Raw genomic sequence first — 24,408 nt, 5'->3', positions numbered from 1 at the left:
CCCGCATTTTCCAGCCGATTTCCTGCGCCATCAGACTTTCGTTTAATTGGCGCGGTCATGCCATTGTCGCGTTTCCGTGAAGGCTCCTTCCGTGGTAAAGGGCCGACCCAGAGCGCCCCGGCAGGCCTTCCTGCGTGCTGCCGGAGAACCGCTTGCGGTCATTGGGAAACGCCCCTCAAGGAGAAGCCTTACGATGAAGCGTCGTGATTTTTTGAAAGTGTCGGCGGCCGGTGCTGCCGCGACGGCGGTTGCTGCGCCGGCGATTGCGCAGTCCTCGCCTGAAATCAAGTGGCGCCTGACCTCGAGCTTCCCGAAGTCGCTGGACACCATCTATGGCGGTGCCGAGCAGGTGGCGAAGTACGTCGCCGAAATGACCGACAACAAATTCCAGATCCAGGTGTTCGCGGCGGGCGAAATCGTGCCCGGCCTGCAGGCGCTGGACGCGACCTCCAACGGCACCGTCGAGATGTGCCACACCGTGTCCTACTACTATGTCGGCAAGGATCCGACCTTTGCGATCTACGCCTCGGTGCCGTTCGGCCTCAACGCGCGCATGCAGAACTCCTGGTGGTACCAGGGCGGCGGTGAGGCGCTCGGCAACGAGTTCTTCAAGAAGTTCGGCGTGATCGGCTTCCCCTGCGGCAACACCGGCACCCAGATGGGCGGCTGGTTCCGCAAGGAGATCAAGACGGTCGCCGATCTCTCCGGCCTCAAATTCCGCATCGGCGGCATCGCCGGCCAGGTGTTGCAGAAGGTCGGCGTGGTGCCGCAGCAGCTCGCCGGCGGCGACATCTATCCGGCGCTCGAAAAGGGCACCATCGACGCGGCCGAGTGGGTCGGTCCCTATGACGACGAGAAGCTCGGCTTCCAGAAGGTCGCCAAGTACTATTACTATCCGGGCTTCTGGGAAGGCGGCCCGACCGTGCACGCCTACTGCAACCTGGAAAAGTGGAACGCGCTGCCGAAGAACTATCAGGCGATCCTGACCAACGCGACCGCCAACGCCAACAGCTGGATGGCTGCGCGCTACGACATGCAGAACCCGACCGCGCTGAAGCGGCTGGTTGCCAGCGGCACGCAGCTGCGTCCGTTCACCAACGAAGTGCTCGAGGCCTGCCTCAAGGCGACCAACGAGCTGTGGGGTGAGATCTCGGCCAAGAATGCCGATTTCAAGAAGTCGATCGACGCCATGCAGGCCTACCGCTCCGACCAGTATCTGTGGTGGCAGGTCGCCGAATACACCTTCGACAGCTTCATGATCCGCTCGCGTACCCGCGGCTAACGGCGTCCCAAGCGTTCGCGAGAAGAGAACGGCAGAAAATTCAACTCAAGTAGCCCGGCCTCCGCAAGGAGGCCGGGTTTTTTGCGTCTGGCATTCGGCAAGGGGATGTTCCATGCTCGCACTCCAAGCCTCGGCACGAAGGCGGCGCGTGATCGGTGACCGGTCACGACGGCAAAGAAAAGCGGCGCGACGATGCAAAGCAGTCGACGCTCGGACAACACAATCACACAGGGCAGGATTCAAAAATGAAGCGCAGGGATTTCATCAAGGTGACGGGACTGGGCGTCGCCGGCGCCGCGACCGTCGCAGCGCCGGCGATCGCGCAGTCGATGCCGGAGCTGAAATGGCGCCTGACCACCAGCTGGCCGAAGACGCTCGACACGCTGCACGGCGGCGCCGAGCTGATGGCCAAGGCCGTCGGCGAGGCCACCGACAACAAATTCCAGATCCAGACCTTTGCCGCCGGCGAGATCGTGCCCGGCCTCCAGGTGCTCGATGCGGTGCAGAACGGCACGGTCGAGATGGGCCACACCGCGCCGTATTATTACTTCGGCAAGGATCCGACCTTCACCTTCGGCTCCTCGGTGCCGTTCGGGCCGAACATGCGGTTGAACCAGGCCTGGTACATTCTCGGCGGCGGCAAGGAGTTGCTGAACGAGTTCTACAAGAGCTACAACGTCACCTCGCTGCTGGCCGGCAACACCGGCTGCCAGATGGGCGGCTGGTTCCGCAAGGAGATCAACAGCGTCGACGATCTCAACGGCCTGAAATTCCGGATCGGCGGCTTTGCCGGGCGCGTGATGCAGAAGCTCGGCTGCGTGCCGCAGCAGCTTGCCGGCGGCGACATCTATCCGGCGCTCGAGAAGGGCACGATCGACGCGGCGGAATGGGTCGGCCCCTATGACGACGAGAAGCTCGGTCTCTACAAGGTCGCGCCGAACTACTACTTCCCCGGCTGGTGGGAAGGCGGCCCGATGCTGGTGGCGATGATCAATCTCGACAAGTGGAACGCGCTGCCGAAATACTATCGCAATGTGCTCGAGCAGGCCGGCCATCTCGCCAACAACTGGATGATGGCGCGTTACGATCAGGCCAATCCGCTCGCGCTGAAGAAGCTGCTCGCCAGCGGCACCAAGCTGCGTCCGTTTCCGGCACCGGTGATGGAGGCCTCCTTCAAAGCGGCCAAGGAGCTGCACAACGAGGTGGCGGCGAGCAACGCCAACTTCAAGAAGGTCTATGACTCCCTGACGTCGTTCTCCAACAACGGCTATCAGTGGTTCCAGGTCGCCGAAGTCGGCTACGACAATTTCATGGCGCGGCACTCCCAGGCCTGACGACGCTGCCTTCAACGTGAGCAGGAATCCCGGGGCATGGCTCCGGGATTTTTGTTTGGAGTTGGCGAGAGTGTAGCCAAATGAATGCTTTTTGGGCCGGATTCGTGCTATCGTTGCCGCGGCAGTGTGAATCAGGGCGCCATATGCGTTTCCTCGGTCTTATCCTGCGGACGCTGTTTCTGACCCTCGTGGTGGTGATCACGGCTCGCGTCGCGAGCCCGCAGAACGAAACCATTTGGTCGGCCTACGACACCCCCTCCGATCTGTTTCGCATCATCCTCGGTGCCGCGGTCTGCCTCTTCGTGGCCGTGCAGATCTTCAGATATTCCAGAGATCCGGCTGACATGCGCCGCTGGGTCGTGATCGGCGGCGCCGCCGTGCCGTTGGCACTGATCTGCGCGGTCGTCATCTGGTAGGCAGCCGTCGCCGGGAGCTCGTCCGCAGCATCTTGTGGCGGCATTCGCGCGACCTCGTCGATCAGAACGGAAACGGCAATGAGCGCACGGGAAGCCGGCTATCGAAGCTCAATCCGGTGCCCGGCCCGGTGCGGTAATGGCCGTTATAGTGCCCGCCGCCCGGGCAATAATTCGGATCCTGGCGCTCGTCGATTGTCCGGCGATGGCTTCGCTCCCGATAGAGCGTCCGCCAGCAATGGCAGTTCTGGTCACAGGCGAGCCGGACCTGAACGACGTTTGCAAGACGTTGTGACGGCAGCCTTGTGACGTCGACAGGTGCCGCGCAGACGTCCGATGCCATCATGGCAGCCGCGGCGACGACAAACAGACGCGTTGTGTTTTTCATATGTGTCTCATCGAGCCCATCGGTGAATCTCGGGAGCCGGCTCAATTGCGAAAGCGTGCCGCTATTTCTTTCGCGGTTGCTTTGGCGGCGATGCAGGGGGCGTTGGTACGGCACTCGGTGTTGTGCGGACCACCGGGTTCTTCTGCACGGTGGGGCCGCCCAGATTGCTTGGCTTTTTCGGACCGCCGACCGCGCTCTGCGCGGCCGCGGCTCCGGCCCAGATCGCAACCAGGATTGCCGCTGGGGCGAGCAGATTTTTCATGGGTCGGCTCCTCCTGATGTAACTCTGTGCGGCGGATGTCAGCGGGCAGGGGGCGTGTTTTCGCTGACCTGCTGCGGAGCGGGAGCGGGCACGTCCTCCATGACGCATTTGCGCCAGTCGTCGGATGCGCAGTTTGTCGGCCAGCCGCCGCCAAGCGCCATGAACAGGGCCGCGCTGTCCGAGAGGCGCGTCGCCTGGGCCTGAACGCGGACCACGGCAGCCGTCAGATAGACCTGCTGGGCATTGAGCACGACCACCTGACTGACCTGCCCAAGCGAGAGCTGCTTCTGGATGATGTCGAGGCTGGCCTTCGCGGCGAGCTCGGCCTTGACCGCGGCTTGCAGCGCACGCGAGTCGGCCTGCAGGCTGCGCAAGGCGTCGGCGACGTTCTGCATCGCGGTGACGACGGCCTGGCGATAGAGCGCGTCCGCCTGGTCCACCGCCGCCTCGGCGGCCTTCTGCTTGTGGTAAAGCGTCAGGCCGTCGAACAGCGGCTGGGTCGCGCTCGCCGCGATCACGTAGAAGCTGGTGCCGGGCGTGAATAGCTCGGCCAGGCTGAAGCCGGCGACGCCGGTATTTCCCGTGATCGTGAGGTTGGGCAGCCGCGCCGCGATCGAGACGCCGACCAGGGCGTTGGCCGAATGCAGCTGCGCCTCCGCGGCCCTGACGTCCGGACGCTGGCGTATCATCTTGCTCGGCACGCTCACCGGCAGGTTTGCCGGCAGCGCCAGGCGGTCGAGCGTGAACTTTTGCAGGATTTCGTCGGCGGAGAATTGCCCGGCCAGCGAGGTCAGCAAATCGCGCTGAACCGCGAGCTGCTTTTCCAGCGGCGGCAGCAATTGCTCGGACTGGGCCAGCGCGGCCTCCTGCGCCAGCACGTCGACCTGGGCGGCGCCGCCCGCGTTGAACTGGTTCTTCACGATGTCCAGGATGCCGCGTTCGATCTTCACGACGCGCTGGATCGCGGCGATCTGGCCGCGAAGCGATGCCTCCTGGATCGCCGCGGTGACGACATTGGCGGTCAGCGCGAGGTAGGCCGCCTCCAGCTGGAATAATTGCTGCTCGGAGAGCGCGTCGAGGCTCTCGACCTGGCGAATATTCTGGCCCCAGATGTCCGGCACGAAACTGACGTTCAGTTGCGCGGTGTGAAGCGAGAACACCGAAGGCGACTGGCCACCCGGGCCGGACGGCGACGCGCCGGAAATCTGCTGCTGGGAGGGCGTGTAGTTTGCGCCGACCTGCGGGAAGAACAGCCCGCGCTGCGCCAGCGCGTTGTATTGCGCGATCTTGATCGACGCTTCGGCCGCTTGCAGCGACGGATTGTGCTCGACCGACATCTTGATCAACTCGTCGAGCGGCTTCGAGCGAAAGGCCGCCCACCAGCGCAGCGAGACATCCTCTCCGCTGACGAAATGCTGCTTCGGCACGCTGGGGCCCCCGGCATTCGCGCTGGGGGAAGCGAGCTTCTCCGGGGTGTAGCGATCGACGTCGGGGGCCGGCGGCGGCGTGAAATTCGGGCCGACGGCGCAGCTCGCCAGCAACAGCCCGGCGGCGCCCGCGCCGAGCGCCGGACGCAGCGCGCGGCTCGTGCTCCGCGCCAGTGCGGCAACGATCCTTGCGGCGGTTCCGGACATCAGCTGCCCCCCTCATGTGCCGCACCGGGCGGTGCTTCGGGCGCGCCGTCTTCGCTCGGCACGTCTTCTCTCGCCCGCGACAGGAAGATCTTGCGCAGGGCAGGCGCCACGATCAGGAGCAGCAGCGGGCCGATGAACATGCCGCCGACCACCACGGTCGCGAGCGGCCGTTGCACCTGGCTGCCGATGCCGTGCGACAGCGCGGCCGGAAACAGGCCGACGCCGGCGGACAGCGCGGTCATCAGCATCGGTCGCATGCGCTGCTCGGCGCCGTTGAACACGGCCTCCGCGATGTTCATGCCCGAGGCCCGCAATTCGCGGAAATAGGTGATGTTGAGGATGCCGTCCATGACCGCGACGCCGAACAGCGAGATGAAGCCGATCGCGGCCGAGATCGAGAAATCGAGCCCTGCAAGGTACAGCGCGATCAGGCCGCCGCCGACCGCGAAGGGGATGCCGGCCAGCGCCAGCAGGCTGTCGCGCAGCGAGTTGAACAGGCTGTAGAGCAGCACGAAGATCAAGAGCAGCGTCACCGGCACCACGATCATCAGCCGCGCCTTGGCGGCTTCGAGGTTGTCGAATTCGCCGGACCAGATCATCCGGTAGCCGGTCGGAAGCTGCACGGCCTCGGCGACGCGGGTCTGCGCCTCCGCCACCGTGCTGCCGAGATCGCGGCCGCGCACGCTGAACTTGATCGGGATATAGCGCTGGCTCCGCTCGCGATAGATGAACGAGGCGCCGGTATCGAGCGAGATGTCGGCGAGCTCGCTCAACGGGATATAGGCGTTGGTGCCGGACGGCGTCTGGTAGGCGACCTTGATCTCGCGCACCTCGTCGATGCTCTGGCGGAATTTCGGATCGAGCCGCACCACCACGCCGAACTGCCGGTCGCCCTCGAGCACCGTCGTCGCGCTGGTGCCGCCGAGCGCGGCCTGCACCACGGTGGTGACGTCGCCGGAGTTGAGGCCGTAGCGCGCGGCCTTCTCGCGGTTCACCTTGATGTTGAGGTTGGGTTGCCCGACCAGATGGAAGATGCCGAGATCGGCGACGCCGCGGATCTTGGCCATCTCCTCCGCGGCCTTGGCCGCGAGCTGCTCGAGCACGGCGAGGTTCGGGCCGATGATCTTGACCGAGTTCGCGCCCTTGACGCCCGACAGGGCCTCTTCGACGTTGTCCTGGATATATTGCGAGAAGTTGAAGGTGACGCCGGGCAGTTCGTCGTCGAACTCCTTCTGCAACTCCTCGGTCAGCTTCTCCTTGGTCAGCCCGGGCGGCCATTGGTCGAACGGCTTGATCGGCGCGAACAGCTCGACATTGGAGAAGGCCGAGGCGTCGCTGCCATTGTCGGGACGGCCGTGCTGCGACACCACCGTGATGATCTCGGGGTGGCGCAGCAGGATCTCGCGCATCTTCCGGGTCGGTTCGGTGCCGGCCTCGAGCGACATCGTCGATGGCATCGAAGCGCGGATCCAGAAATTGCCTTCCTCGAGCGCCGGCAGGAATTCGCTGCCGAGCCGGCTCGCGGCAAGGCCGCTGATCGCGAGGAAGATGATGCCGGCTGCGACCGCGACCCTCAGATGGGTCAGCGACCAGCGCAGCACGGGAGTGTAGGCCCTGCGCAGCGCGCGCACGATGACCGTTTCGGTCTCCTCGATGTGCTTCGGTAGCAACAGCGAGGCCAGCACCGGCGTCACCGTGAATGTCGCCAGCAGCGCGCCCGCGAGCGCGTAGCCGTAGGTGCGCGCCATCGGCCCGAAGATCTGGCCTTCGACGCCCTGCATGGTGAACAGCGGCACGAACGCGGTGACCGTGATGGCCGCGGTGAAGAACACCGCCTTGTCGACCTGCAATGCGCTGACGAAGATCATGCGCAGCCGCTCGGTCCAGCCCGGCGTGGGCCGGCCGTTGCGCGTCGTGGGATCGTCGCCCCAGTAGCCCTCGGCGAGGTTCTGCAGCACGCGCAGCCGGTTCTCCGGACTGGACTGGAAGTTGCGGAAGATGTTCTCCATCATGATGACGGCGGAATCGACGATGATGCCGAAGTCGACGGCGCCGAGCGACAGCAGATTGGCATCCTCGCCCTGCAGCACCAGGATGATGATGGCGAAGAACAGCGCGAACGGGATGTTGGCGCTGACGATCAGCGCGCTTCTGAGGTCGCCGAGGAAGACCCACTGGATCACGAACACCAGCAGGCAGCCGAACATCAGATTGTGCAGCACCGTATGGGTCGTCACGCTGACCAGCGAGGTGCGATCGTAATAGGGGACCACCTTGACGCCGGGCGGCAGGGTGCCGTCGCTGTTGATCTTGGCGACTTCCTCCTCGACCTTCGGCACGATGTCGTTGGTGTGCTGCGTGCGTCCCATCACGACGATCGCCGCGGCGACGTCGTCGTCCTTGTCCTTTCCGGCGATGCCGAGCCGCGGCACATAGCCGACCGACACCTTGGCGACGTCCTTGATCTGGATCGGCAGGCCGTTGGATTGCGTCAGGACGACGTTCTCGATGTCCGCGACCCGGTAGCCCTTGGTGACGTCGTCATCGCCGCCGGAATTGATCAGGCCGATGCCGCGGATGTTGACGGATTGCTGGCCGATCGCGATCTCGCGGCCGCCGACATTGATGTTGGCGTTGCCGAGCGCGCTGATCAGCTGCGGCACGGTGATGTTGTAGGCTTCGAGCCTGGCCAGATCGGCGTCGACGTTGAACTGCTTGGTGGTGCCGCCCCAGGAGTTGATCTGCGCCACGCCGGGAAGCGTCATCAGCCGGCGGGCGACGACATAGTCCTGTAAGGTCCTGAGATTGGTCAGCCCGAAATTCGGCGGACCGACCAGCTGGTAGCGGTAGATCTCGCCGACCAGGCTGGATTGCTGGATTTGCGGGATCTGGTTGCCGGGAAGCTGGACGTTCTGCGTCAGGTTGTTGGTGGCCTGCGAGAGCGCGAAATAATAGTCGACGCCGTATCTGAAGGTGACCCGGACGAACGACAGGCCGTAGAACGAGGTCGAGCGGATGTTGACCACGCCCGGCGTCGAGTACAGCCCGACCTCCATCGGGATCGTATAGTACTTCTCCATTTCCTCGGCGGAGAGGCCGGCGGCTTGTGCCGTGATCTCGAGGATGACGGGCGCCGGATTCGGATAGGCCTCGATGTTCAGCTTGGTGAAAGCGGCGAAGCCGGCGGCGCAGAACACGGCGAGGCCGAGCACGATGACGGCGCTTCGGGTCAGACCGAATTGAAGGAGGCTCTTGATCAAGGTACTGCACTTACTCTTGAGCGGACCGGAGCGCGGTTGGCACGGGCTAGCCGGTGGCCGCGTTGGCGAACTTGTTGCTGAGGAAGATCGCGCCGGTGGAGGCGACCTTCTCGCCGGCTCCGAGACCTGAGAGGATCTGCCGCCAGCCGTCCTGCTCCATGCCTGTCGTCACCGTGCGGCGGTCGAACTTGCGGCCGTCGGTCGTGACCCAAACCGTCATCGTTCCGTCGCCCTCGCGCACGATGGCGTCGAGGGGAACGCTGACCGACAGTTTCGGCGGTTCGGTCTCGATGGTGAAGCTCGCCAGCATGCCGGCGCGCAGCTTGTGCTGGGGATCGTCGATCACCGAACGCACCAGCTGACGGTGCGAATTCGGATCGATGTTGAGGCCGAGCGTCGACACGCGGCCGCGAAACACCTCGTTCGGGTAGGCGGGCACCCGCACTTCGACCGGTTGGCCGATGCGGTAGGCCGGGGCATCGGTCTCGATCACGTTGGCGACCATCCACATCGTCGAGATGTCGGCCAGCGAGTAGGGCGCCGGCGCATTGCCGGGCTGCACGTAGAGACCCGGCGCGGCATTGCGGGCGATGATCCGGCCGGAGATCGGGCTCGGCACCACCAGGATCGAATCGACCTTGCGGTCGGCGACGATGCGGTCGATCTCGGCGTCGGTCTTGCCGAAGATGCGCACCGCGTCGCGCCCGGCCTTGTAGTTGCCTTCGGCGGTCTGCTGATCGGATGTCGCCTGGTCGACGTCCTTCTGCGCTCCGCCGCCGGTCTTCAACAGCTGCTTGACCCGCGCCAGCGTCCTGGTCTGCAATTCGAGCACGCCGGCCGCGGCGAGCAGCGACGACTCCGCCTGCAGCAGATCGGGGCTGTCGATCGTGAACAGCCTGTCGCCCTTCGCGACCTCGTCGCCGACGTTGAGCGGCGTGTCAACGATCCTGCCGGGATTCGGAGTGAAGGCCTGCACCAGCATGTTCTGGTTGAAGTCGATCGAGCCGACCGCGTTCTTCAGTGTCCGGAACGAGCGCTGCTCGGCGGCCATGATCTTCACGGAGGCCGCCTGCTTGTCGTTCAACGCGACATATTGCTGCTCGACATTGACGTCCTGCGGCGCCGTCTCCTGCGCCGCCTTTGCGCTCACGACGCCGTCGGTGCGCGTCACGAACCAGGCGCCGGCGATCACCAGCGCCAGCATCGGCATCGCCGCAAAGCCCATATACTTCATTCGAAATGACATCGCCCGCCTGGCCAATTCTGCTTGAAATCTCGCGCGAGAGACGAGGTCTTGCCGCATCGTGGGCCATCGTCGATCTCTCGGAGAGAACAGGGAAACTGTTATCAGGGCTAGCTGACGCCAGCCTTACATTCGCCGTGTTCAATCGCCGGTCCGGACCTCGAATTTTGATTGCGGTGCGTGCGGGTTTATCTATTTTGCGTGGGGATCGGAGCGGCCCCAGATAGCCAAAACATAGCGCTATGAGCGCCACTCCGGGCGTTGTGCTCAAAACCGTGTCGTTTGCATATCGCACTTGCCCAACGCGTAGTCTGTTGCAGAGTTTGTTGCGTCGCTGGCGTATCGCGACAGGGTGTGCAAACAGAAGAGCGATGGAATGAAGACAGGATTGCTGCGATGCGCCTTCTGATCGTCGAGGACAATGTCGAACTCTCGAGACTACTTGCCAGCGGGTTGATGGCGGCGGGATATGAGTCCGATATCGTCAACAGCGTTGCCGAGGCGCGCGATGCGCTGCGCAGCGTCAGTTATGCCGCCATGATCCTCGATCTCAGCCTGCCAGACGGCGATGGCCTGTCGGTGCTGTCGGAGCTGCGCCGCAGGAATGATCCACTGCCGGTGCTGGTGCTGACCGCGCGCAACGGATTGCAGGACCGCGTCAACGGCCTGCGCAGCGGCGCCGACGACTATCTGGCGAAGCCGTTCGCGCTGGAAGAGCTGGTGGCGCGGCTCGAAGCCATCCTGCGCCGGCCCGGCCAGCTGCTCGGCTCCTCGCTCAAGCTCGCCAATCTGATCTACGATACCGAGAGCAGGCAGGTGTTCGTCGACGGCGCGCCGCACGTGTTCTCGGCGCGCGAGACGTCGGTGCTGGAGATCCTGTTGCGGCGGCAGGGGCGGGTGGTGCCGAAGAAAAACGTCGAGGATCACATCTTCGGCCTGTCGGGCGAGGTCGCCTCGAACGCGGTCGAGGTCTACGTGTCGCGCCTGCGCAAGCTGCTCGCCGAGCACCAGGCCAAGGTCATCATCCACACCATTCGCGGCGTCGGCTATCTGATGGCGGAGGAGAAATAGCGGTGTTCCGCTTCAAGTCGCTGACTTCGCGGATCGTTTTCCTGCATATCGTGGCGGTCGCGGTCGCTGCGATCTTTCTGCCGCTGCTGCTGCTGTGGCTCTTGAATTCGGAGATCAACCATCTGCATCGCGAGGCGATGCGCGATCAGGCCGCCGATCTCGGCCAGAACCTCGCGGTCGACTCGGACGGCAAGGTGCAGCTCAATTTGCCCGACAGCCTGCGAGGGCTCTATTCCGACGCCTATGGCCGTTACCGCTACGACATCTACGATGCGGACGATCATCTGCTGTTTTCGTCGCATCGCGGGCCGCCACGGCTGCCGGCTGCGCCTGACCGGATTTCCGGTGCCAGCGTCACCAAGCTGCTCGGCGGCCAGACGTTGCGCATCCAGGTTGCCGAGGACCTGTCGCATCGCGACGTCATCATCGACGACATCGTCTCCAACTTCTTCCGTCGGGTCGGCTGGATCACCATCCCGATCCTGTTGATCCTGCTTGCGACCGACATCCTGATCTTCCGCCGCGCGGTCGTGCCGCTGCTGCGGGCCTCCGAGGAGGCCAGGAGCATCGGACCTGCCAGAACCGATATCCGGCTTCCGACCGAAGGGATTCCAAGCGAGATCCTGCCGCTGGTGACCGCCGTCAACCAGGCCTTCGACCGTCTGGAGGAGGGCTTTCACGCGCAGCGCCAGTTCACGGCCGATGCCGCCCATCAGCTTCGCACGCCGCTCGCGATCCTGACGACCCGGATCGAGACGCTGGATGTGGCAAAGGGCACCAAGGAGCTGCATGCCGACATCGAAAGCATGAGCCGCATCGTCAGCCAGCTCCTGGAGATCGCCGAGCTCGATACGCTGGTACTGGATCCCGGCGAGACCGCGGACCTGCGTGCGGTCTGTGCCGAGGTGGTCGGCTCGATCGCGCCTTACGCGCTGGCGCAGCACAAGGACATCGCGCTGCGCGGCGCCGACGGTCCGGTGCAGGTCAGGGGCAATGCCGAGATGCTGCAACGCGCGATCTTCAATCTGGCGGAGAACGCCATCAAGTACACCGCCGACCAGACCTCGGTCGATGTCGAGGTGCACGCGGACGGTTCGGTGCAGGTGCGCGACTGCGGGCCGGGGATTGCGCCCGCCGAGCAGGGCCTGATCTTCCAGCGCTTCTGGCGCGGCGACCGCCAGCGCCAGCGCACCGATGGCGCCGGGCTCGGGCTCTCGATCGTGCGCGGCGTGATCGACGATCACGACGCGACGGTCAAGGTGGAGAACCTGGCGTCCGGCGGCGCCCAGTTCACGCTGAGCTTCCGCCTCGCCAAGGCACAGCCGGCGTCCGCGTGAACGCCTCGCGATCCCGTGCTGCGGGCCTGCCGGCTTATTTCACCTTGCCGTTCGACAGATCCATGATCATGCGCGTCGTCAGATAGAGCCGCGGCACGATGCTGTTGAGCTGCACGTATTCGGCATCGTTGGAGTGCGCGCCGAAGCCGGAGAGGCCCATGCCTTCGACCACGGCGCCCCTGGCCTTGAGCGCGGCAAAGGCGGCGTCGGTGCCGCCGCCGGTCGCCCTCTCGGCCACGTTCAGCGGCAGGCCCAGTTCCTGGTAGATCGTCTTGCCGTGGCCGGCGACGCGGCGCGAGGCGTCGGTGGCCTCCAGCGGCGGGCGGCGCACCTCGAACTTCACCTCGACCTTGGAGTCGGGCAGCAGACGGTTCTCGATCTTGTCGTGCAGAGCTTTCTCGAGCGCGTCGAAGTCGGACACCTTGAGCGCGCGCGCATCGGCCTGCGCCGAGGCCTCGGCCGGGATCACGTTGCGGTTGGTGCCGGATTTGGACACCGTCCAGTTCAGCTTCAGGCCCTGCTCGGGTTTCGACAGGTCCTTCATCTGCAGCACCTGGTGCGACAGCTCATACAGCGCATTCACGCCACCTTCCGGCCGTGCGCCTGCATGCGACGACTTGCCGTGCACCGTGAGATAGGCCGAGCCGATGCCGCTGGTGGCGAGGCGGAGCGTGCCGCTGGCGTCGCTGCCTTCGAACGAGAACACGGCATCCTGCTCGGCGGCAAGGCGGGTGATGGTTGAGCGCCAGCCCGGCGAAGAGATCTCCTCGTCGCCGTTGATCAGCACCGTCAGCGTGCCGTAGTCCTTGAAGTTGAGCTTCTGCAACAGTGCCACGCTGTGGAGGATGGTGGCGATGCCCTGCTTGTCGTCGGCGATGCCGAGGCCGTAGGCCTTGTCGCCATCGACGCGGAACGGTTGGTCCTTCAGCATGCCCTTGAGATACACCGTGTCCATATGCGCGATCAGCATGATCTTGGCGCTGCCGGTGCCCTTGAACACGGCCTGCACGGCGGGGCCGATTGTCTCCGGCGTATCGTCCAGGCGATAGATGTCGGTGGTTTGCAGGATGTCCACGCTGCCGCCGAGCTGCTTGAGCTGGCCGGCGATGCGCGCCGCGATCTGGTTGAGGCCTTCGATGTCCTTGCTGCCGGATTCGATCTGCACGAGGTCGCGCAGGGTGTCGAGCAGCGGTTGCTGCTCCTGCTGCGCCAGCGCGCGAAGGTCGGCTGCCGGCTCCGCATGGGCTACTGCAGCGGCAAACACCATGCTGAAGGAGGCGACGAGCGGGCGGATGAACGAGCGGGCGGGATGCGGTTGGGGCATGAGCGGCGGTCTGTGAGTTGGAGGACGATCCCTATCCCCTTCACAGGACTCGACGCCGCCGTCAACGGTTCCGGCGTGCCCCGCTCCCGCAGGGCACGCCGAAGCAGCTGACGTCGGCTATTGCTTCGGTTGCCCGAAATCGAGCGGCGGCAGCTCGATCTGCGGCACCTCGATCTTGACCTTGTTGAGGTCGACGTCGAGCGGCTTGTCGAGCAGTCCGGTGACGACGACCGGGAAGGCGATCACCAGCGCCACCATGATCGCTTGCAGCCCGATCCAGGGCATGGCGCCCCAGTAGATGTCGGAGCTCTTCACTTCCTTCGGCGCCACGCCGCGCAGATAGAACAGCGCGAAGCCGAACGGCGGGTGCAGGAACGAGGTCTGCATGTTGACGCAGAGCATCACGCCGAACCAGATCAGCGCCGCGTCGGGACCGACCACCGGCGCCAGCACCTTCTGTGCGATCGGCGCGATCATCGGCAGGATGATGAAGGCGATCTCGAAGAAGTCGAGGAAGAATGCCAGGAAGAAGATGAACAGGTTGATGAAGATGAGGAAGCCCCAGACGCCGCCGGGCAGCGAGGTCAGATGGTGCTCGAGCCAGGTGCCGCCGGACACGCCGAGGAACACCACCGAGAAGCAGGTCGAGCCGATCAGGATGAAGGTGACCATGCAGGTGATGCGCATGGTGGTCTCGTAGCCCTGCTTGATCAGGTCGCGCAGGTCCGGGATCTTGACGGCCTCGAGGCAGATCCAGACCACCGCGGCATAGGTGATCGCGAAGGCGAGCTTGAAGATCAGGTTCTCGGTGTAGAGCATCGCGATGATGGTGCCGATGCCGCCGGCGATCACGCCGACGATGAGCACCTTGCGGCCGGTTGCGCTGAAATCCTTGTGGTGGATGGCGGCGAGCACGATGGCGCCGACCGCGCCCATGGCGCCGGCTTCGGTCGGGGTCGCAAGGCCCATCATCATGGTGCCGAGCACGACGAAGATCAGCACCGCGGACGGGATGATGCCGAGCAGGCACTTCTTCCACAGCGCCCAGCCGGTCAGCGTGCGCGCTTCGATCGGCACCGCAGGCACATGGCTCGGCTTGAAGATGCCGAGCAGGAAGGTGTAGCCGGCGAACAGCAGGATCTGGAACACCGACGGGCCCCAGGCGCCGAGATACATGTCGCCGACCGACTTGCCGAGCTGGTCGGCGAGCACGATCAGGACGAGAGAGGGCGGGACGAGTTGCGTGATGGTGCCGGAGGCGGCGAGCACGCCCGTGATGTAGCGGATGTTGTAGCCGTAGCGGATCATCACCGGCATCGAGATCAGCGCCATCGCGATCACCTGTGCCGCCACCGTGCCGGTGATGGCGCCGAGGATGAAGCCGACGATGATCACGGAATAGCCGAGGCCGCCGCGGATCGGGCCGAACAGCTGGCCCATCGAATCCAGCATGTCCTCGGCGAGCCCGCATCGCTCCAGTATCGCGCCCATGAAGGTGAAGAACGGGATCGCGAGCAGGAGCTCGTTGGACAGCACGCTGCCGAAGATGCGGCCCGGGATCGCCTGCAGGAAGTTGAGGTCGAAGAAGCCGAGATAGATCGAGAGGAACCCGAACGACAGGCCGACCGCGGCGAGCGTGAACGCCACCGGATAGCCGATCAGCATCGCAATGATCAGGCCGCCGAACATCAGAGGCGGCATCATCTCCAGCGTGATCATTGCGTCGGCCTCTCATACTTCGCGTCGATGGTCACATAGCCCTGCAGCGCGGCGATCCGCTTGATCACCTCTGAGACGCCTTGCAACGCAAGCATCACGAAGCCGGACGGGATAACGAACTTGATCGGCCAGCGCAGCAGGCCGCCGGCATTACCGCTCATCTCGCCGACCGCATAGGCCTGGTAGAAGAACGGCCAGGACAAATAGGCGAGCAGCAGGCAGGACGGGATCAGGAAGCACAGCGTGCCGATCAGGTCGAGCCAGAGCTGGCCGCGTTCGGACAGCATCAGATAGAGGATCTCGACGCGGACGTGCTCGTTGCGCTTGAAGGTGTAGGAGGCGCCGAACATCACGAGGATCGCGAACATGTACCACTGCGCCTCGAGCCAGCCGTTCGAGGAATAGCTGAACGCGTAGCGGATCATGGCGTTGCCGGCGCTGACCAGGCAGGCGATCAGCACGAGCAGATTGCAGACATAGCCGATCTTCTCGTTCAGTCGGTCGATGGCCTGACTGAGTGCCAACAATGGGCGCATCAAGATCTCCGTGGCCGCGCCATCGGCGCGCCGAATATTTCAAGCATCATCTGGCCGCCGCGCACAGGCGCACGGAGCCACGGCTCACTTTCAGGAGCAGTTGCAAACGTTCATCCTCCCCCGAAATCCGCTTCCGCCGTTCTTGGCTGCCGGATCGTCGGCGGGAGCCGACGGGAGGGCAACGGCCTATCCGGCCAGACTGGCGTGAAAGCTGAGGCACCAAATCAGCGCCGCGGAACGCCGTCAATCGGAAAATGGGCAAATTGACGGCGCGGCAAACCGTTGTCCCGCCTTGGTAAAACGGGAGCGGCAAGGGCATCCGGAAAGCTACGGATGGATGCTAGCCGCCGGTGACGCTCATGTGGCGGCTGACGCTCGGGCGGTTGTGGCGGCGGTCGATGATGAAATCGTGCCCCTTCGGCTTCAGCCCGATGGCGCGGTCGATCGCCGCCGCGAGCAGGTCGTTGTCGGCGGAGGCGCGCAGCGGCCGGCGCAGGTCGGAGGCGTCTTCATGGCCGAGACAGGTGTGCAGCGTGCCGGTGCAGGTGATCCGCACCCGGTTGCAGGACTCGCAGAAATTGTGGGTCATCGGCGTGATGAAGCCGAGCTTGCCGCCGGTCTCGGCGACGGCGACATAGCGGGCAGGGCCGCCGGTGTCGTCGGCGAGGTCGGTCAGCGTGTAGTGCTTCTCGAGCCGCGCGCGCAGCAGCGACAGCGGCACGTACTGATCGATCCGGCCTTCGCCGATGTCGCCCATCGGCATCACCTCGATCAGGGTCAGGCCCATGCCCTTGCCATGCGCCCATTCCATCAGCGCCGGGATCTCGTCCTCGTTCATGTTCTTCAGCGCGACGGCGTTGATCTTGACCGCGAGCCCGGCCGACCGCGCCGCCTCGATGCCCGCCAGCACCTTGTCGATGTCGCCCCAGCGAGTGATGGCCCGGAATTTTGCGCCGTCCAGCGTGTCGAGCGAGACGTTGACGCGGCGTACGCCGCAATCGGCCAATTCCCCGGCGAAGCGGGCGAGCTGCGAGCCGTTGGTGGTCAGCGTCAGTTCGTCGAGCGCGCCGGTGGTCAGATGCCGCGACAGCGAGCGCACCAGGCCCATCACGTTGCGGCGGACCAGCGGCTCGCCGCCGGTGAGGCGGATCTTGCGCACGCCCTTGGCGACGAAGGCCGAGCAGAGCCGGTCGAGCTCTTCCAGCGTCAGCAGATCGGCCTTCGGCAGGAAGGTCATGTCTTCCGACATGCAGTAGAAGCAGCGCAGGTCGCAGCGGTCGGTGACGGAGACGCGCAGGTAACGGATGGTCCGGCCGAACGGATCGGTCATCGGCCGAAACAGCGTGTCAGGATGCGCTTGCGTTGAGACGTTCATTCAACCCGGGCCTTCAACCAAAGTGCTGAAACCAGTTCCCTGCCTGCCGCGCCGTGATCGGCGCCGCGCATTCGCAATCTATGCATGTTGGCACGTTGTCACAATGCGTTCCAAGGGAGGATACGCAACATGCAAAGCCGATCGCAAAGCGATAGGTGAGCCATATCGCGTGATGCATGATCGCAATCGCCGATGTGCCTCCACACAATAGAAAAAACCCGGCTTGCGGCCGGGCTTTTGTGCAGTGCAAATCTCGCGCAGTGCTAGCGCGTCGGTGCCGGCGCGGCGGCCGGCGGCGGTGCCGCACCCGGAGCGGGGAATGCGGAATCCGGAGCGGCGGCAGCGGGAGCCGCGGCGGCAGCCGGCTTCGGCTTCTTCTTTCTCGGGCGCATCGCCTTGTGCGCGCGCGGCGGCGGGCCGGCGGGTTGTAACTCGGCGAACACCGGGCTCGGATCGAGAGTCGTGGTGGCCGGGCTCGTGAAGTCGCCCGGCGTGCGGGTCACGGTCACCGGCACCGTCGCCGGCTGGAACTTCGGCATATTGAAGGTGACAGAGAAGTTGGCCTCCGGCGTCGGGACCGACACGGAGCAGGGCGTCTTGCAGCCCGGTCCGAGCGAGGTCACGGCATCGGCACCCTGCGGCGCCGAGTCCAGTTGCACCTGCATCGGCGGCGGCGCCGACTTGAACGAATCCAATGAGAAGGAGGAGCAGCCGGCCAGGCTCAGCCCGGCGGCCGCGATTACGATGATACGACGCATGATCCACACTCTACTGCGGCAATCAGCCACAATCCCCGCGCCGACCATAGGAGCGTCGGAACAGAGGCGCAACAGGGGGTGGCCCGCTCGTTAAAGGATGGTTAACGGCAAAATCGCATGGCAAAGTATTGCCGAGCGATATCAGCATGTTGCGGAATTGTTATGCCGCGATCAGGGCGGCGACGGCGGCCGGCAGATCGCGCATATGGCTGATCAGCCGGTCGGGCTTCAGCTCGGTCATCGGGACGTCGGTATAGCCGAAGTCGACGCCGATCACCGGGACGCTGGCACGCCGGGCGACCCCGACATCGGGGCCGGCATCGCCGACCATGATGGCGCCGGGCAGCTTTCCACCGGCGCGGGCGACCGTCTCGCGCAGGAACGCCGGGTCGGGCTTGGCGACGCCGAATGTGTCCTGGCCGCAGATCGCGGCAAAGCGCGGCGTCAGGCCAAGCCGGTCGAGCAACAGCTTCGACAGCCATTCCAGCTTGTTGGTGCACACCGCAAAGCGATGGCCCTTGGCGGCGAGCTGGTCGAGCGCGGCTTCGAGCCCGTCGAACGGGCGCGAGCCGTCGGCGATGTGCTCGGCGTAGAAGTCGACGAAATCCTTGGTCAGGCGGTTGAGATCGCCGACGCTGACCGTGCGGCCGTCCACCTCGAGCCCGCGTTCCAGCAGCTTGCGCGCACCGGCGCCGATCATGTTGCGTGCCGCCGCCAGCGGCACCGGCGCCAGGCCCTCGCGGTTGAGCACATAATTGAGCGCACCGATCAGGTCGGGCGCGGTGTCGACCAGCGTGCCGTCGAGATCGAAGACGATGATGGGGGGAGATGAGGCGGGCATGATGCTTTTGGCTATCGGGCCGTGCGCTGCGATGCAAGAGCAGATGCAGGCGTGCCATGAAATTGCCGGGACGCCGCGTTCCCAGCCAGTCCGACATTTTCACCCATCCCGGGATGCGCGCCGAGGGCAAAGAGCTGTTTTCGGCGATTTTGGCCGCGGTGAATGCCGTTTCGGCCTAAAGACCGGTCCGGATGGCGCTATTCCTGCCCGTGAATCGAGGCTAGATATGCGCCCGCCGGGCCGCCCGATGGCGTGCCCGGAACGGACAATTGAGGGGCTATCGGCACGTGAACATGGACGCACTGAAACGCCAGGCGGCGGCGCGCGCGCTCGAAGAGGTGCGCGACGGCATGAAGCTCGGCCTCGGCACCGGCTCGACCGCCAAGCACTTCGTCGAGCTGCTCGGCGACAAGGTGCGCGCAGGCATGAAGGTGATCGGCGTGCCGACCTCGGAGGCGACCCGGGCCGATGCGATCCGCTGCGGCGTGCCGCTGACCACGCTGGACGAGATCGACCATCTCGACCTCACCATCGACGGCGCCGACGAGATCGACCCGGCGCTCAACCTGATCAAGGGCGGCGGCGGCGCGCTGCTGCGCGAGAAGATCGTGGCTGCCGCCAGTGATCGCATGATCGTGATCGCCGACGACAGCAAATGGGTCGACGTGCTCGGCCGCTTTCCGCTGCCGGTCGAGGTGATCCCGTTCGGGCTCGCCGCGACCCAGGCCGCGATGGCGCGGGCGTTCGCGCAAGCCGGCGTGTCCGGCCAAATGATCATCCGCAAGGGCAAGGACGGTCACGCTTTTGTCACCGATGGCGGCCACTGGATCGTCGATGCCCATCTCGGCCGGATCGGCGACCCGCCGCGTCTGGCCGGTCTGCTCAGCGTGATCCCGGGCGTGGTCGAACACGGCCTGTTCATCGGGCTTGGCAGCGTCGCCGTTCTGGCCGGCGCGCAGGGAATTCGGGTTGTTGAACGGCCATGAGGCCGCAAGCAAGGAGACTTGGAATGAAGCGTTTTTCGGGACTTTTGTCGGCAGCGGCCCTGGCGGTCGGACTGGCGCTCGCGACCGCACCGGCGATGGCGCAGCAGCCGCAGCTGCCGCCCATGCCGAAGGTCAAGCAGTCGACCCCCGCGGCGATCGGCTACGCCAAGGAAATCCTGGCGATGAAGAACGTCGCGGTGATGTACAACGGCGCCGTTCCCGGAATCATCGAGAAGACCAAGACCGGTCTCTTGCAGCAGTACCTGAACTACCAGAAGGATCTCGACGAGACGGCGCTGGTCGTCGCCAAGCAGTTCGCGGGCAGCGAGAAGGAGATCGGCGAGGGCATGGCCCAGATCTACGCCGCCGAGTTCACCGAGCAGGAGCTGAAGGATCTCGTCGCGTTCTACAAGACGCCGCTCGGCCAGAAGCTGCTGGTCGCTGAACCCACTGCAATCAACGGATCGCTGCAATATATGCAGCAATGGGCGCAGCAGTTCGGCGTGATCATCAACGGCCAGTTCAAGGCCGAGATGAAGAAGCGCGGCAAGGATATCTGAGAACGATACCTATATGCCTGTGACCTCGCCCCGCTTGCGGGGCGAGGGGAAGAGAGAGGTACTGCCATGGCCGAGTTCGACGTCGACCTGTTTGTCATCGGTGGCGGTTCGGGCGGCGTGCGCGCCGCGCGCATTGCCGCGAACTACGGCGCGAAGGTCATGGTCGCCGAAGAGTACCGGATGGGCGGCACCTGCGTGATCCGCGGCTGCGTGCCGAAGAAGCTGTTCGTGATCGGCAGCCATGTCCACCAGGAGATCGAGGACGCCGCCGGCTTCGGCTGGAGCATCGGCCAGGTCTCGTTCGACTGGGCCACCCTGGTCGCCAACAAGGACAAGGAGATCGCCCGGCTCGAGCGCGCCTACACCACGAATGTCGAGAAGTCCGGCGCCAGGATCGTCAAGACCCGCGCGGTGCTGGAGGATGCCCACACGCTCCGCCTCGCCACCGGCGAGAAGGTGACGGCGAAATACATCCTGATCGCGACCGGCGGCGCGCCCAACCATGGCCCGGCCGTCCCCGGCATCGAGCACGTGATCTCCTCCAACGAGGCATTTCACCTGAAGGAGCTGCCGAAGCGGATCGTGATCCAGGGCGGCGGCTATATCGCGCTGGAATTCGCCGGCATCTTCGCCGGCTTCGGCTCGGACGTGACTGTGATCTACCGCGGCGACAATATCCTGCGCGGCTTCGACGAAGACGTGCGCACGCATGTCCGCGCCGAGATGGAGAAGCGCGGCATCACGATCATCACCGGCTGCACGGTGGTGAAGATCGACAAGCACGGCAAGGATTACACCACGCATCTGTCGAGCGGCTCGAGCATCGCCTCCGACCAGGTGATGTTCGCGATCGGCCGGCATCCCAACGTCGCCAATCTCGGGCTGGAGACGGCCGGCGTCGCCATCAATCCCGCCAATGGCGGCATCCAGGTCGACGGCTGGTCGAAGACCTCGGTCGACAACATCTATGCGGTCGGCGACGTCACCCACCGCACCAACCTGACCCCGGTCGCGATCCGCGAGGGCCATGCCTTCGCCGACACCGTGTTCGGCAAGCGCCCGGTGCAGGTCGACCACGCCACGATCCCGACCGCGGTGTTCTCGCAGCCCGAGGTCGGCACGGTCGGCCTGACGGAGGAAGAGGCGCGGGCGCAGTTTTCCCACGTCGACATCTACAAGGCCGATTTCCGCCCGATCAAGGCGACGATGTCCGGCCGCGACACCCGCGTGCTGATGAAACTCGTGGTAGACGGGGCGAGCGACCGCGTGCTCGGCTGCCACATCGTCGGCGACAGCGCCGCCGAGATCACGCAGGTGGTTGCGATCGCCGTGAAGATGAAGGCGACCAAGGCCGATTTCGACGCCACCGTCGCGCTGCATCCGACCGCCTCCGAAGAGCTGGTGACGATGCGCACGCCCACCGCGCGCCACGTCCGCCAGGCGGCGGAGTAGGGCGCGTCCACCGCGGGGGCGTTTTCGCGCGGCAGAGGAAGGGCAGATGAAGTTTCTGGCGCTGTGGCTGATCTTGCTCGCGGCACCGGACCTCGCATCTGCAGAGGACGCCGTCTTCAAAGTCGGCGTCGCCAAGCGCGACTTCAGTCCTGCCGAGCCCTACGATTGGCGCGGCGCCACGCTGCACGCGCTCCGCGTCACCATCTGGTACCCCGCCGTGGCCGATGCGCGCGAGCAACCGCAATGGATCGGGCCACGCATCATCCCACTCGTCAGCACCGGCAGCGCCGCACCCGATGCGGCGCCGGCGGCGGGGCCCCGCCGCGCGCTGATCCTGTTGTCCCACGGTTTTGGCGGCTCCGCATCCACTCTCGCCTGGTTCGGCGCAGCGCTTGCGGCGCACGGATTCATCGCCGTCGCGGTCAATCACCCCGGCAACAATGGATCCGAACCTACGACGGTCGACGGTTACACGCTGACGTGGTTGCGCGCTGTCGACCTCAGCGCGGTGATCGACGCCATGCGTGCGGACAGCGTCTTCGGCGACCGGATCGATCCGGCGCGGATCGGCGCCGCCGGCCATTCATATGGCGGCTACACCGTGATCGCCATCGCCGGCGGCATCACCGATCCGGAACGCACTCCGGCGTTCTGCCGCTCGCCTGCCGCCGACGCGCTGTGCACGTCGCAGTTGGGCGCTGCAGAGCTGCGCCAGAAGAGCCTGTCACGCCTGGCGACCGACCCCGATTTCCGGCAACGCTACGGTCTTGCCGGCCAGTCCTATCGTGACGAGCGCGTTCGCGCCGTGTTCGCAATGGCGCCGGGGCCCGTGCCTTCGTTCACGCCGGAGAGTCTCGGCGCCATATCGATCCCGGTCGCGGTCGTCGCGGGAAGCGCCGACGAGATCACGCCGCCGGCCTCCGGTGCCGAAGCGCTCGGCAAGGCGGTCCCCCATGCCACGCTCAAGCTGTTTCCGGGCGCAGGCCACTTTGTCTTCTTCGGGACCTGCACCCTGGCAGGGCGCCTGGTGATTGGACGGACCGTATGCCGCGATCCCGACGGGACCGATCGGGATGCGGTTCATGCCGAGTCCGTCAGGCTGGCGGTCGGTTTCTTCACCGCGAATCTGCACTGAACGACCTCGACCGCAGGACGGCGGGTTGCGTCATGCCCGGCCTCGCGCCGGGCGCCCATGTCCTCGTTCCCACGAGAGCGGGGCGTGAGGACAAATTTTACCGTTGCGCGGCGTCAATACAGCATTGCCTTGGCCGCCAAATCCCGCAGAATTGGCGGGCCGGGAAGGGTTATGGCCGTTTGGAACCTTGTGCCGAACCAGAAGTTGATTTTTCAAGCATATGAATTCAACGGATTGAGGGAGCCGCTCATGACAGGCCCAACCGAGCAAGAGATTCGGACCCGCGCCTACGAATTATGGAAGGACGCCGGCGAGCCGCCGGGCCGGATGGACCAGCTCTGGTACCAGGCCGAACGCGAATTGCTGGCGCGCAAGGCCGCCAACGGCGAGGCGCATTGCGATATCAACGGCCATCACAAGGCGACCACGTTCCAGTAAAACGCCGATCGAGATTGATGCAATCAACGGCATGCGATCGCCGCGTCCCGAGGGCGCGGCGATCGCATCTGTGTTGCGAACCCTGCTTTGAGTTCGCGCGCAACCAGCCGCGGTTCGGAACATCTCACTCCCGCCGACATTGATCCCGGTGTCCCGAACGACGGAGGAGAAGAAAATGATCCGACCGATTGCTGTTGCCCTTTCAGTTCTCGTCGCCTCGACGTCCCTCGCTCTGGCTCAGGCCAGCTCGAGCTCCAGCGGCAGTGCAAGCTCCAGCGGCAGTGCGAGCTCAAGCAAGAGTTCGAGCGGTTCCGGCAGCGCCCAGGGCTCGGCCGCCACGACGGGACAGGGGCAAGGCCAGAAGCCGCCGAGCACGACAGACAAGTGATATAGACAAATGATCAAGGAGGCCGCCCGCGTAGCGGCCTCTTTCATTTGTGGTGGCCGCCATCTATCGATGCCAGGCCCGGAGGCATCCATGAACGACGCGATCGATCTTGCACAGAAGCTGTCGACATTCAGCGACCACTGGTCGCCGCGCACCGTGGCGCAATTCAACGCCTGCGACGTCATGGTAGTGAAGGTCGAGGGCGAGTTCGTCTGGCACAAGCACGACGACACCGACGACTTCTTCCTGGTGCTGAAAGGCGTGCTCGACATCGAACTGCGCGACCGCACCGTGACGCTGAAGCCGGGCCAGATGTACATCGTACCGAAGGGCGTCGAGCACCGCCCCGTCGCGCGGGAAGAGGTGCATCTGTTGCTGATCGAGCCGACGGGGACGCCGAACACGGGGGATGCGAAGACGGCGGCGGCGCGGAAGGTGGTGTAAAGCCCCTACAGGAAAGGTTAAATTCCATAACCGGATCAATGCGATCAGCCCTGTCCAGTCCTTGCTAAGAAAATATTCCGCTTGGCGTTTGACCCAACTCAGATGTTCAATATGCGCGTCTCACCCGATCGAGGGGCGCTGCGCATCGTCAGGAGTGTTGCGGTGAGATGCGGTGGACGCCGCTCGCGCACTGACGACGTGCGCGATGCGGCGGACGGCGAAGTCGTG

General features: G+C 65.0%; 24 protein-coding genes. 12 read left to right on the top strand and 12 right to left on the bottom strand.

Annotated elements, in window-relative coordinates:
* Positions 1-193: 193 nt before the first annotated feature.
* The 3 genes from ACVINW_RS34810 (at position 194) to ACVINW_RS34800 (ending at position 3,032) form a co-directional block, all read left to right on the top strand.
* On the top strand, positions 194-1,282 hold the full coding sequence (locus ACVINW_RS34810; protein ID WP_212022595.1) for a TRAP transporter substrate-binding protein: 1,089 nt from the start codon (positions 194-196) through the stop codon (positions 1,280-1,282).
* A gap of 245 nt (positions 1,283-1,527) precedes the next feature.
* Positions 1,528-2,616: a TRAP transporter substrate-binding protein gene (locus tag ACVINW_RS34805; RefSeq protein WP_456755456.1), complete on the top strand. Its 1,089-nt coding sequence runs from the start codon at positions 1,528-1,530 to the stop codon at positions 2,614-2,616.
* A 143-nt stretch (positions 2,617-2,759) separates the two neighbouring features.
* Positions 2,760-3,032 (top strand): hypothetical protein, encoded by a 273-nt coding sequence (locus tag ACVINW_RS34800; RefSeq protein WP_456755455.1) that lies wholly within the window; start codon positions 2,760-2,762, stop codon positions 3,030-3,032.
* Between the two features lie 61 nt (positions 3,033-3,093).
* Here ACVINW_RS34800 and ACVINW_RS34795 read toward each other — a convergent pair whose 3' ends face one another.
* From ACVINW_RS34795 to ACVINW_RS34775, 5 genes are all read right to left on the bottom strand, one after another.
* A complete protein-coding gene (locus ACVINW_RS34795; protein WP_456755454.1) occupies positions 3,094-3,417 on the bottom strand; it encodes a hypothetical protein in 324 nt (107 codons plus the stop codon).
* Positions 3,418-3,478: 61 nt separating this feature from the next.
* Complete coding sequence (locus ACVINW_RS34790; protein ID WP_456755453.1) at positions 3,479-3,679, bottom strand: hypothetical protein; 201 nt, start codon at positions 3,677-3,679, stop codon at positions 3,479-3,481.
* Between the two features lie 38 nt (positions 3,680-3,717).
* Positions 3,718-5,313 carry an efflux transporter outer membrane subunit gene (locus ACVINW_RS34785; RefSeq protein WP_456755452.1) on the bottom strand — a complete coding sequence of 532 codons (1,596 nt, stop codon included), beginning with the start codon at positions 5,311-5,313 and terminating at the stop codon, positions 3,718-3,720.
* Entirely contained in the window at positions 5,313-8,573 is a 3,261-nt protein-coding gene (locus ACVINW_RS34780; RefSeq protein WP_456755451.1) for an efflux RND transporter permease subunit, read from the bottom strand. The genes ACVINW_RS34785 and ACVINW_RS34780 overlap by 1 nt, the downstream gene beginning before the upstream one ends.
* A gap of 46 nt (positions 8,574-8,619) precedes the next feature.
* Positions 8,620-9,807 carry an efflux RND transporter periplasmic adaptor subunit gene (locus tag ACVINW_RS34775; RefSeq protein ID WP_456755450.1) on the bottom strand — a complete coding sequence of 396 codons (1,188 nt, stop codon included), beginning with the start codon at positions 9,805-9,807 and terminating at the stop codon, positions 8,620-8,622.
* A gap of 405 nt (positions 9,808-10,212) precedes the next feature.
* On the opposite strand from ACVINW_RS34775, the gene ACVINW_RS34770 reads away from it, so the two are divergent.
* Both ACVINW_RS34770 and ACVINW_RS34765 read left to right on the top strand, forming a co-directional pair.
* Positions 10,213-10,887, top strand: coding sequence for a response regulator transcription factor (locus tag ACVINW_RS34770; RefSeq protein WP_456755449.1), 675 nt, complete (start codon positions 10,213-10,215; stop codon positions 10,885-10,887).
* A 2-nt stretch (positions 10,888-10,889) separates the two neighbouring features.
* Positions 10,890-12,224 carry a sensor histidine kinase gene (locus ACVINW_RS34765; RefSeq protein ID WP_456755448.1) on the top strand — a complete coding sequence of 445 codons (1,335 nt, stop codon included), beginning with the start codon at positions 10,890-10,892 and terminating at the stop codon, positions 12,222-12,224.
* A 34-nt stretch (positions 12,225-12,258) separates the two neighbouring features.
* Here ACVINW_RS34765 and ACVINW_RS34760 read toward each other — a convergent pair whose 3' ends face one another.
* The 6 genes from ACVINW_RS34760 to ACVINW_RS34735 form a co-directional block, all read right to left on the bottom strand.
* Positions 12,259-13,548, bottom strand: a complete 1,290-nt coding sequence (locus ACVINW_RS34760; protein WP_456755447.1) for a M20/M25/M40 family metallo-hydrolase — start codon at positions 13,546-13,548, stop codon at positions 12,259-12,261.
* 117 nt (positions 13,549-13,665) lie between these two features.
* Entirely contained in the window at positions 13,666-15,267 is a 1,602-nt protein-coding gene (locus ACVINW_RS34755) for a TRAP transporter large permease (RefSeq protein ID WP_456755446.1), read from the bottom strand.
* Positions 15,264-15,803, bottom strand: a complete 540-nt coding sequence (locus tag ACVINW_RS34750; RefSeq protein ID WP_456755445.1) for a TRAP transporter small permease subunit — start codon at positions 15,801-15,803, stop codon at positions 15,264-15,266. Before ACVINW_RS34750 ends, ACVINW_RS34755 begins: the two co-directional genes overlap by 4 nt.
* Positions 15,804-16,143: 340 nt before the next feature.
* Positions 16,144-17,178 (bottom strand): GTP 3',8-cyclase MoaA, encoded by a 1,035-nt coding sequence (gene moaA / locus ACVINW_RS34745; RefSeq protein ID WP_456755444.1) that lies wholly within the window; start codon positions 17,176-17,178, stop codon positions 16,144-16,146.
* 263 nt (positions 17,179-17,441) lie between these two features.
* Positions 17,442-17,936 carry a hypothetical protein gene (locus ACVINW_RS34740; RefSeq protein ID WP_456755443.1) on the bottom strand — a complete coding sequence of 165 codons (495 nt, stop codon included), beginning with the start codon at positions 17,934-17,936 and terminating at the stop codon, positions 17,442-17,444.
* A 160-nt stretch (positions 17,937-18,096) separates the two neighbouring features.
* On the bottom strand, positions 18,097-18,777 hold the full coding sequence (locus ACVINW_RS34735; protein WP_456755442.1) for an HAD hydrolase-like protein: 681 nt from the start codon (positions 18,775-18,777) through the stop codon (positions 18,097-18,099).
* A gap of 56 nt (positions 18,778-18,833) precedes the next feature.
* Here ACVINW_RS34735 and ACVINW_RS34730 point away from each other — a divergent pair, with 56 nt between their 5' ends.
* The 6 genes from ACVINW_RS34730 to ACVINW_RS34705 all read left to right on the top strand — a co-directional run bounded on the left by ACVINW_RS34730 (position 18,834) and on the right by ACVINW_RS34705 (position 23,348).
* Positions 18,834-18,956 (top strand): hypothetical protein, encoded by a 123-nt coding sequence (locus ACVINW_RS34730; RefSeq protein ID WP_456755441.1) that lies wholly within the window; start codon positions 18,834-18,836, stop codon positions 18,954-18,956.
* 108 nt (positions 18,957-19,064) lie between these two features.
* The gene (gene rpiA / locus ACVINW_RS34725; protein ID WP_456755440.1) at positions 19,065-19,763 is read left to right on the top strand and encodes a ribose-5-phosphate isomerase RpiA; all 699 of its coding nucleotides are present in this window, start codon (positions 19,065-19,067) and stop codon (positions 19,761-19,763) included.
* 23 nt (positions 19,764-19,786) lie between these two features.
* Positions 19,787-20,323, top strand: a complete 537-nt coding sequence (locus tag ACVINW_RS34720) for a DUF2059 domain-containing protein (RefSeq protein WP_456755439.1) — start codon at positions 19,787-19,789, stop codon at positions 20,321-20,323.
* A 66-nt stretch (positions 20,324-20,389) separates the two neighbouring features.
* Entirely contained in the window at positions 20,390-21,775 is a 1,386-nt protein-coding gene (gor, locus tag ACVINW_RS34715) for a glutathione-disulfide reductase (RefSeq protein ID WP_456755438.1), read from the top strand.
* A 73-nt stretch (positions 21,776-21,848) separates the two neighbouring features.
* On the top strand, positions 21,849-22,910 hold the full coding sequence (locus ACVINW_RS34710; protein ID WP_456755437.1) for an alpha/beta hydrolase family protein: 1,062 nt from the start codon (positions 21,849-21,851) through the stop codon (positions 22,908-22,910).
* A 249-nt stretch (positions 22,911-23,159) separates the two neighbouring features.
* Positions 23,160-23,348, top strand: coding sequence for a DUF2934 domain-containing protein (locus ACVINW_RS34705; protein WP_456755436.1), 189 nt, complete (start codon positions 23,160-23,162; stop codon positions 23,346-23,348).
* Positions 23,349-23,585: 237 nt separating this feature from the next.
* Here ACVINW_RS34705 and ACVINW_RS34700 read toward each other — a convergent pair whose 3' ends face one another.
* Positions 23,586-23,753 (bottom strand): hypothetical protein, encoded by a 168-nt coding sequence (locus tag ACVINW_RS34700; protein ID WP_456755435.1) that lies wholly within the window; start codon positions 23,751-23,753, stop codon positions 23,586-23,588.
* 73 nt (positions 23,754-23,826) lie between these two features.
* Between ACVINW_RS34700 and ACVINW_RS34695 the strand changes: the two genes are divergently transcribed.
* A complete protein-coding gene (locus ACVINW_RS34695) occupies positions 23,827-24,180 on the top strand; it encodes a cupin domain-containing protein (protein WP_456755434.1) in 354 nt (117 codons plus the stop codon).
* Positions 24,181-24,408: the final 228 nt, after the last annotated feature.

This window comes from Bradyrhizobium sp. USDA 4461 (genome assembly GCF_054055655.1).
Note: the sequence above shows the minus strand (reverse complement) of the source record. Positions and strands in the feature narration are given on the sequence as shown.

Excerpts from the sequence above, each read along its gene's own strand:
- ACVINW_RS34760 (WP_456755447.1), bottom strand. The coding sequence starts at position 13,548 with ATGCCCCAACCGCATCCCGCCCGCTCGTTCATCCGCCCGCTCGTCGCC.
- ACVINW_RS34790 (WP_456755453.1), bottom strand. The coding sequence starts at position 3,679 with ATGAAAAATCTGCTCGCCCCAGCGGCAATCCTGGTTGCGATCTGGGCC.
- ACVINW_RS34770 (WP_456755449.1), top strand. The coding sequence starts at position 10,213 with ATGCGCCTTCTGATCGTCGAGGACAATGTCGAACTCTCGAGACTACTT.
- ACVINW_RS34785 (WP_456755452.1), bottom strand. The coding sequence starts at position 5,313 with ATGTCCGGAACCGCCGCAAGGATCGTTGCCGCACTGGCGCGGAGCACG.
- ACVINW_RS34740 (WP_456755443.1), bottom strand. The coding sequence starts at position 17,936 with ATGCGTCGTATCATCGTAATCGCGGCCGCCGGGCTGAGCCTGGCCGGC.
- gor (WP_456755438.1), top strand. The coding sequence starts at position 20,390 with ATGGCCGAGTTCGACGTCGACCTGTTTGTCATCGGTGGCGGTTCGGGC.
- ACVINW_RS34695 (WP_456755434.1), top strand. The coding sequence starts at position 23,827 with ATGAACGACGCGATCGATCTTGCACAGAAGCTGTCGACATTCAGCGAC.
- ACVINW_RS34805 (WP_456755456.1), top strand. The coding sequence starts at position 1,528 with ATGAAGCGCAGGGATTTCATCAAGGTGACGGGACTGGGCGTCGCCGGC.
- ACVINW_RS34800 (WP_456755455.1), top strand. The coding sequence starts at position 2,760 with ATGCGTTTCCTCGGTCTTATCCTGCGGACGCTGTTTCTGACCCTCGTG.
- ACVINW_RS34755 (WP_456755446.1), bottom strand. The coding sequence starts at position 15,267 with ATGATCACGCTGGAGATGATGCCGCCTCTGATGTTCGGCGGCCTGATC.
- ACVINW_RS34735 (WP_456755442.1), bottom strand. The coding sequence starts at position 18,777 with ATGCCCGCCTCATCTCCCCCCATCATCGTCTTCGATCTCGACGGCACG.
- ACVINW_RS34720 (WP_456755439.1), top strand. The coding sequence starts at position 19,787 with ATGAAGCGTTTTTCGGGACTTTTGTCGGCAGCGGCCCTGGCGGTCGGA.
- ACVINW_RS34730 (WP_456755441.1), top strand. The coding sequence starts at position 18,834 with ATGAAATTGCCGGGACGCCGCGTTCCCAGCCAGTCCGACATTTTCACC.
- ACVINW_RS34795 (WP_456755454.1), bottom strand. The coding sequence starts at position 3,417 with ATGAAAAACACAACGCGTCTGTTTGTCGTCGCCGCGGCTGCCATGATG.
- ACVINW_RS34775 (WP_456755450.1), bottom strand. The coding sequence starts at position 9,807 with ATGAAGTATATGGGCTTTGCGGCGATGCCGATGCTGGCGCTGGTGATC.
- ACVINW_RS34705 (WP_456755436.1), top strand. The coding sequence starts at position 23,160 with ATGACAGGCCCAACCGAGCAAGAGATTCGGACCCGCGCCTACGAATTA.
- ACVINW_RS34810 (WP_212022595.1), top strand. The coding sequence starts at position 194 with ATGAAGCGTCGTGATTTTTTGAAAGTGTCGGCGGCCGGTGCTGCCGCG.
- moaA (WP_456755444.1), bottom strand. The coding sequence starts at position 17,178 with ATGAACGTCTCAACGCAAGCGCATCCTGACACGCTGTTTCGGCCGATG.
- ACVINW_RS34750 (WP_456755445.1), bottom strand. The coding sequence starts at position 15,803 with ATGCGCCCATTGTTGGCACTCAGTCAGGCCATCGACCGACTGAACGAG.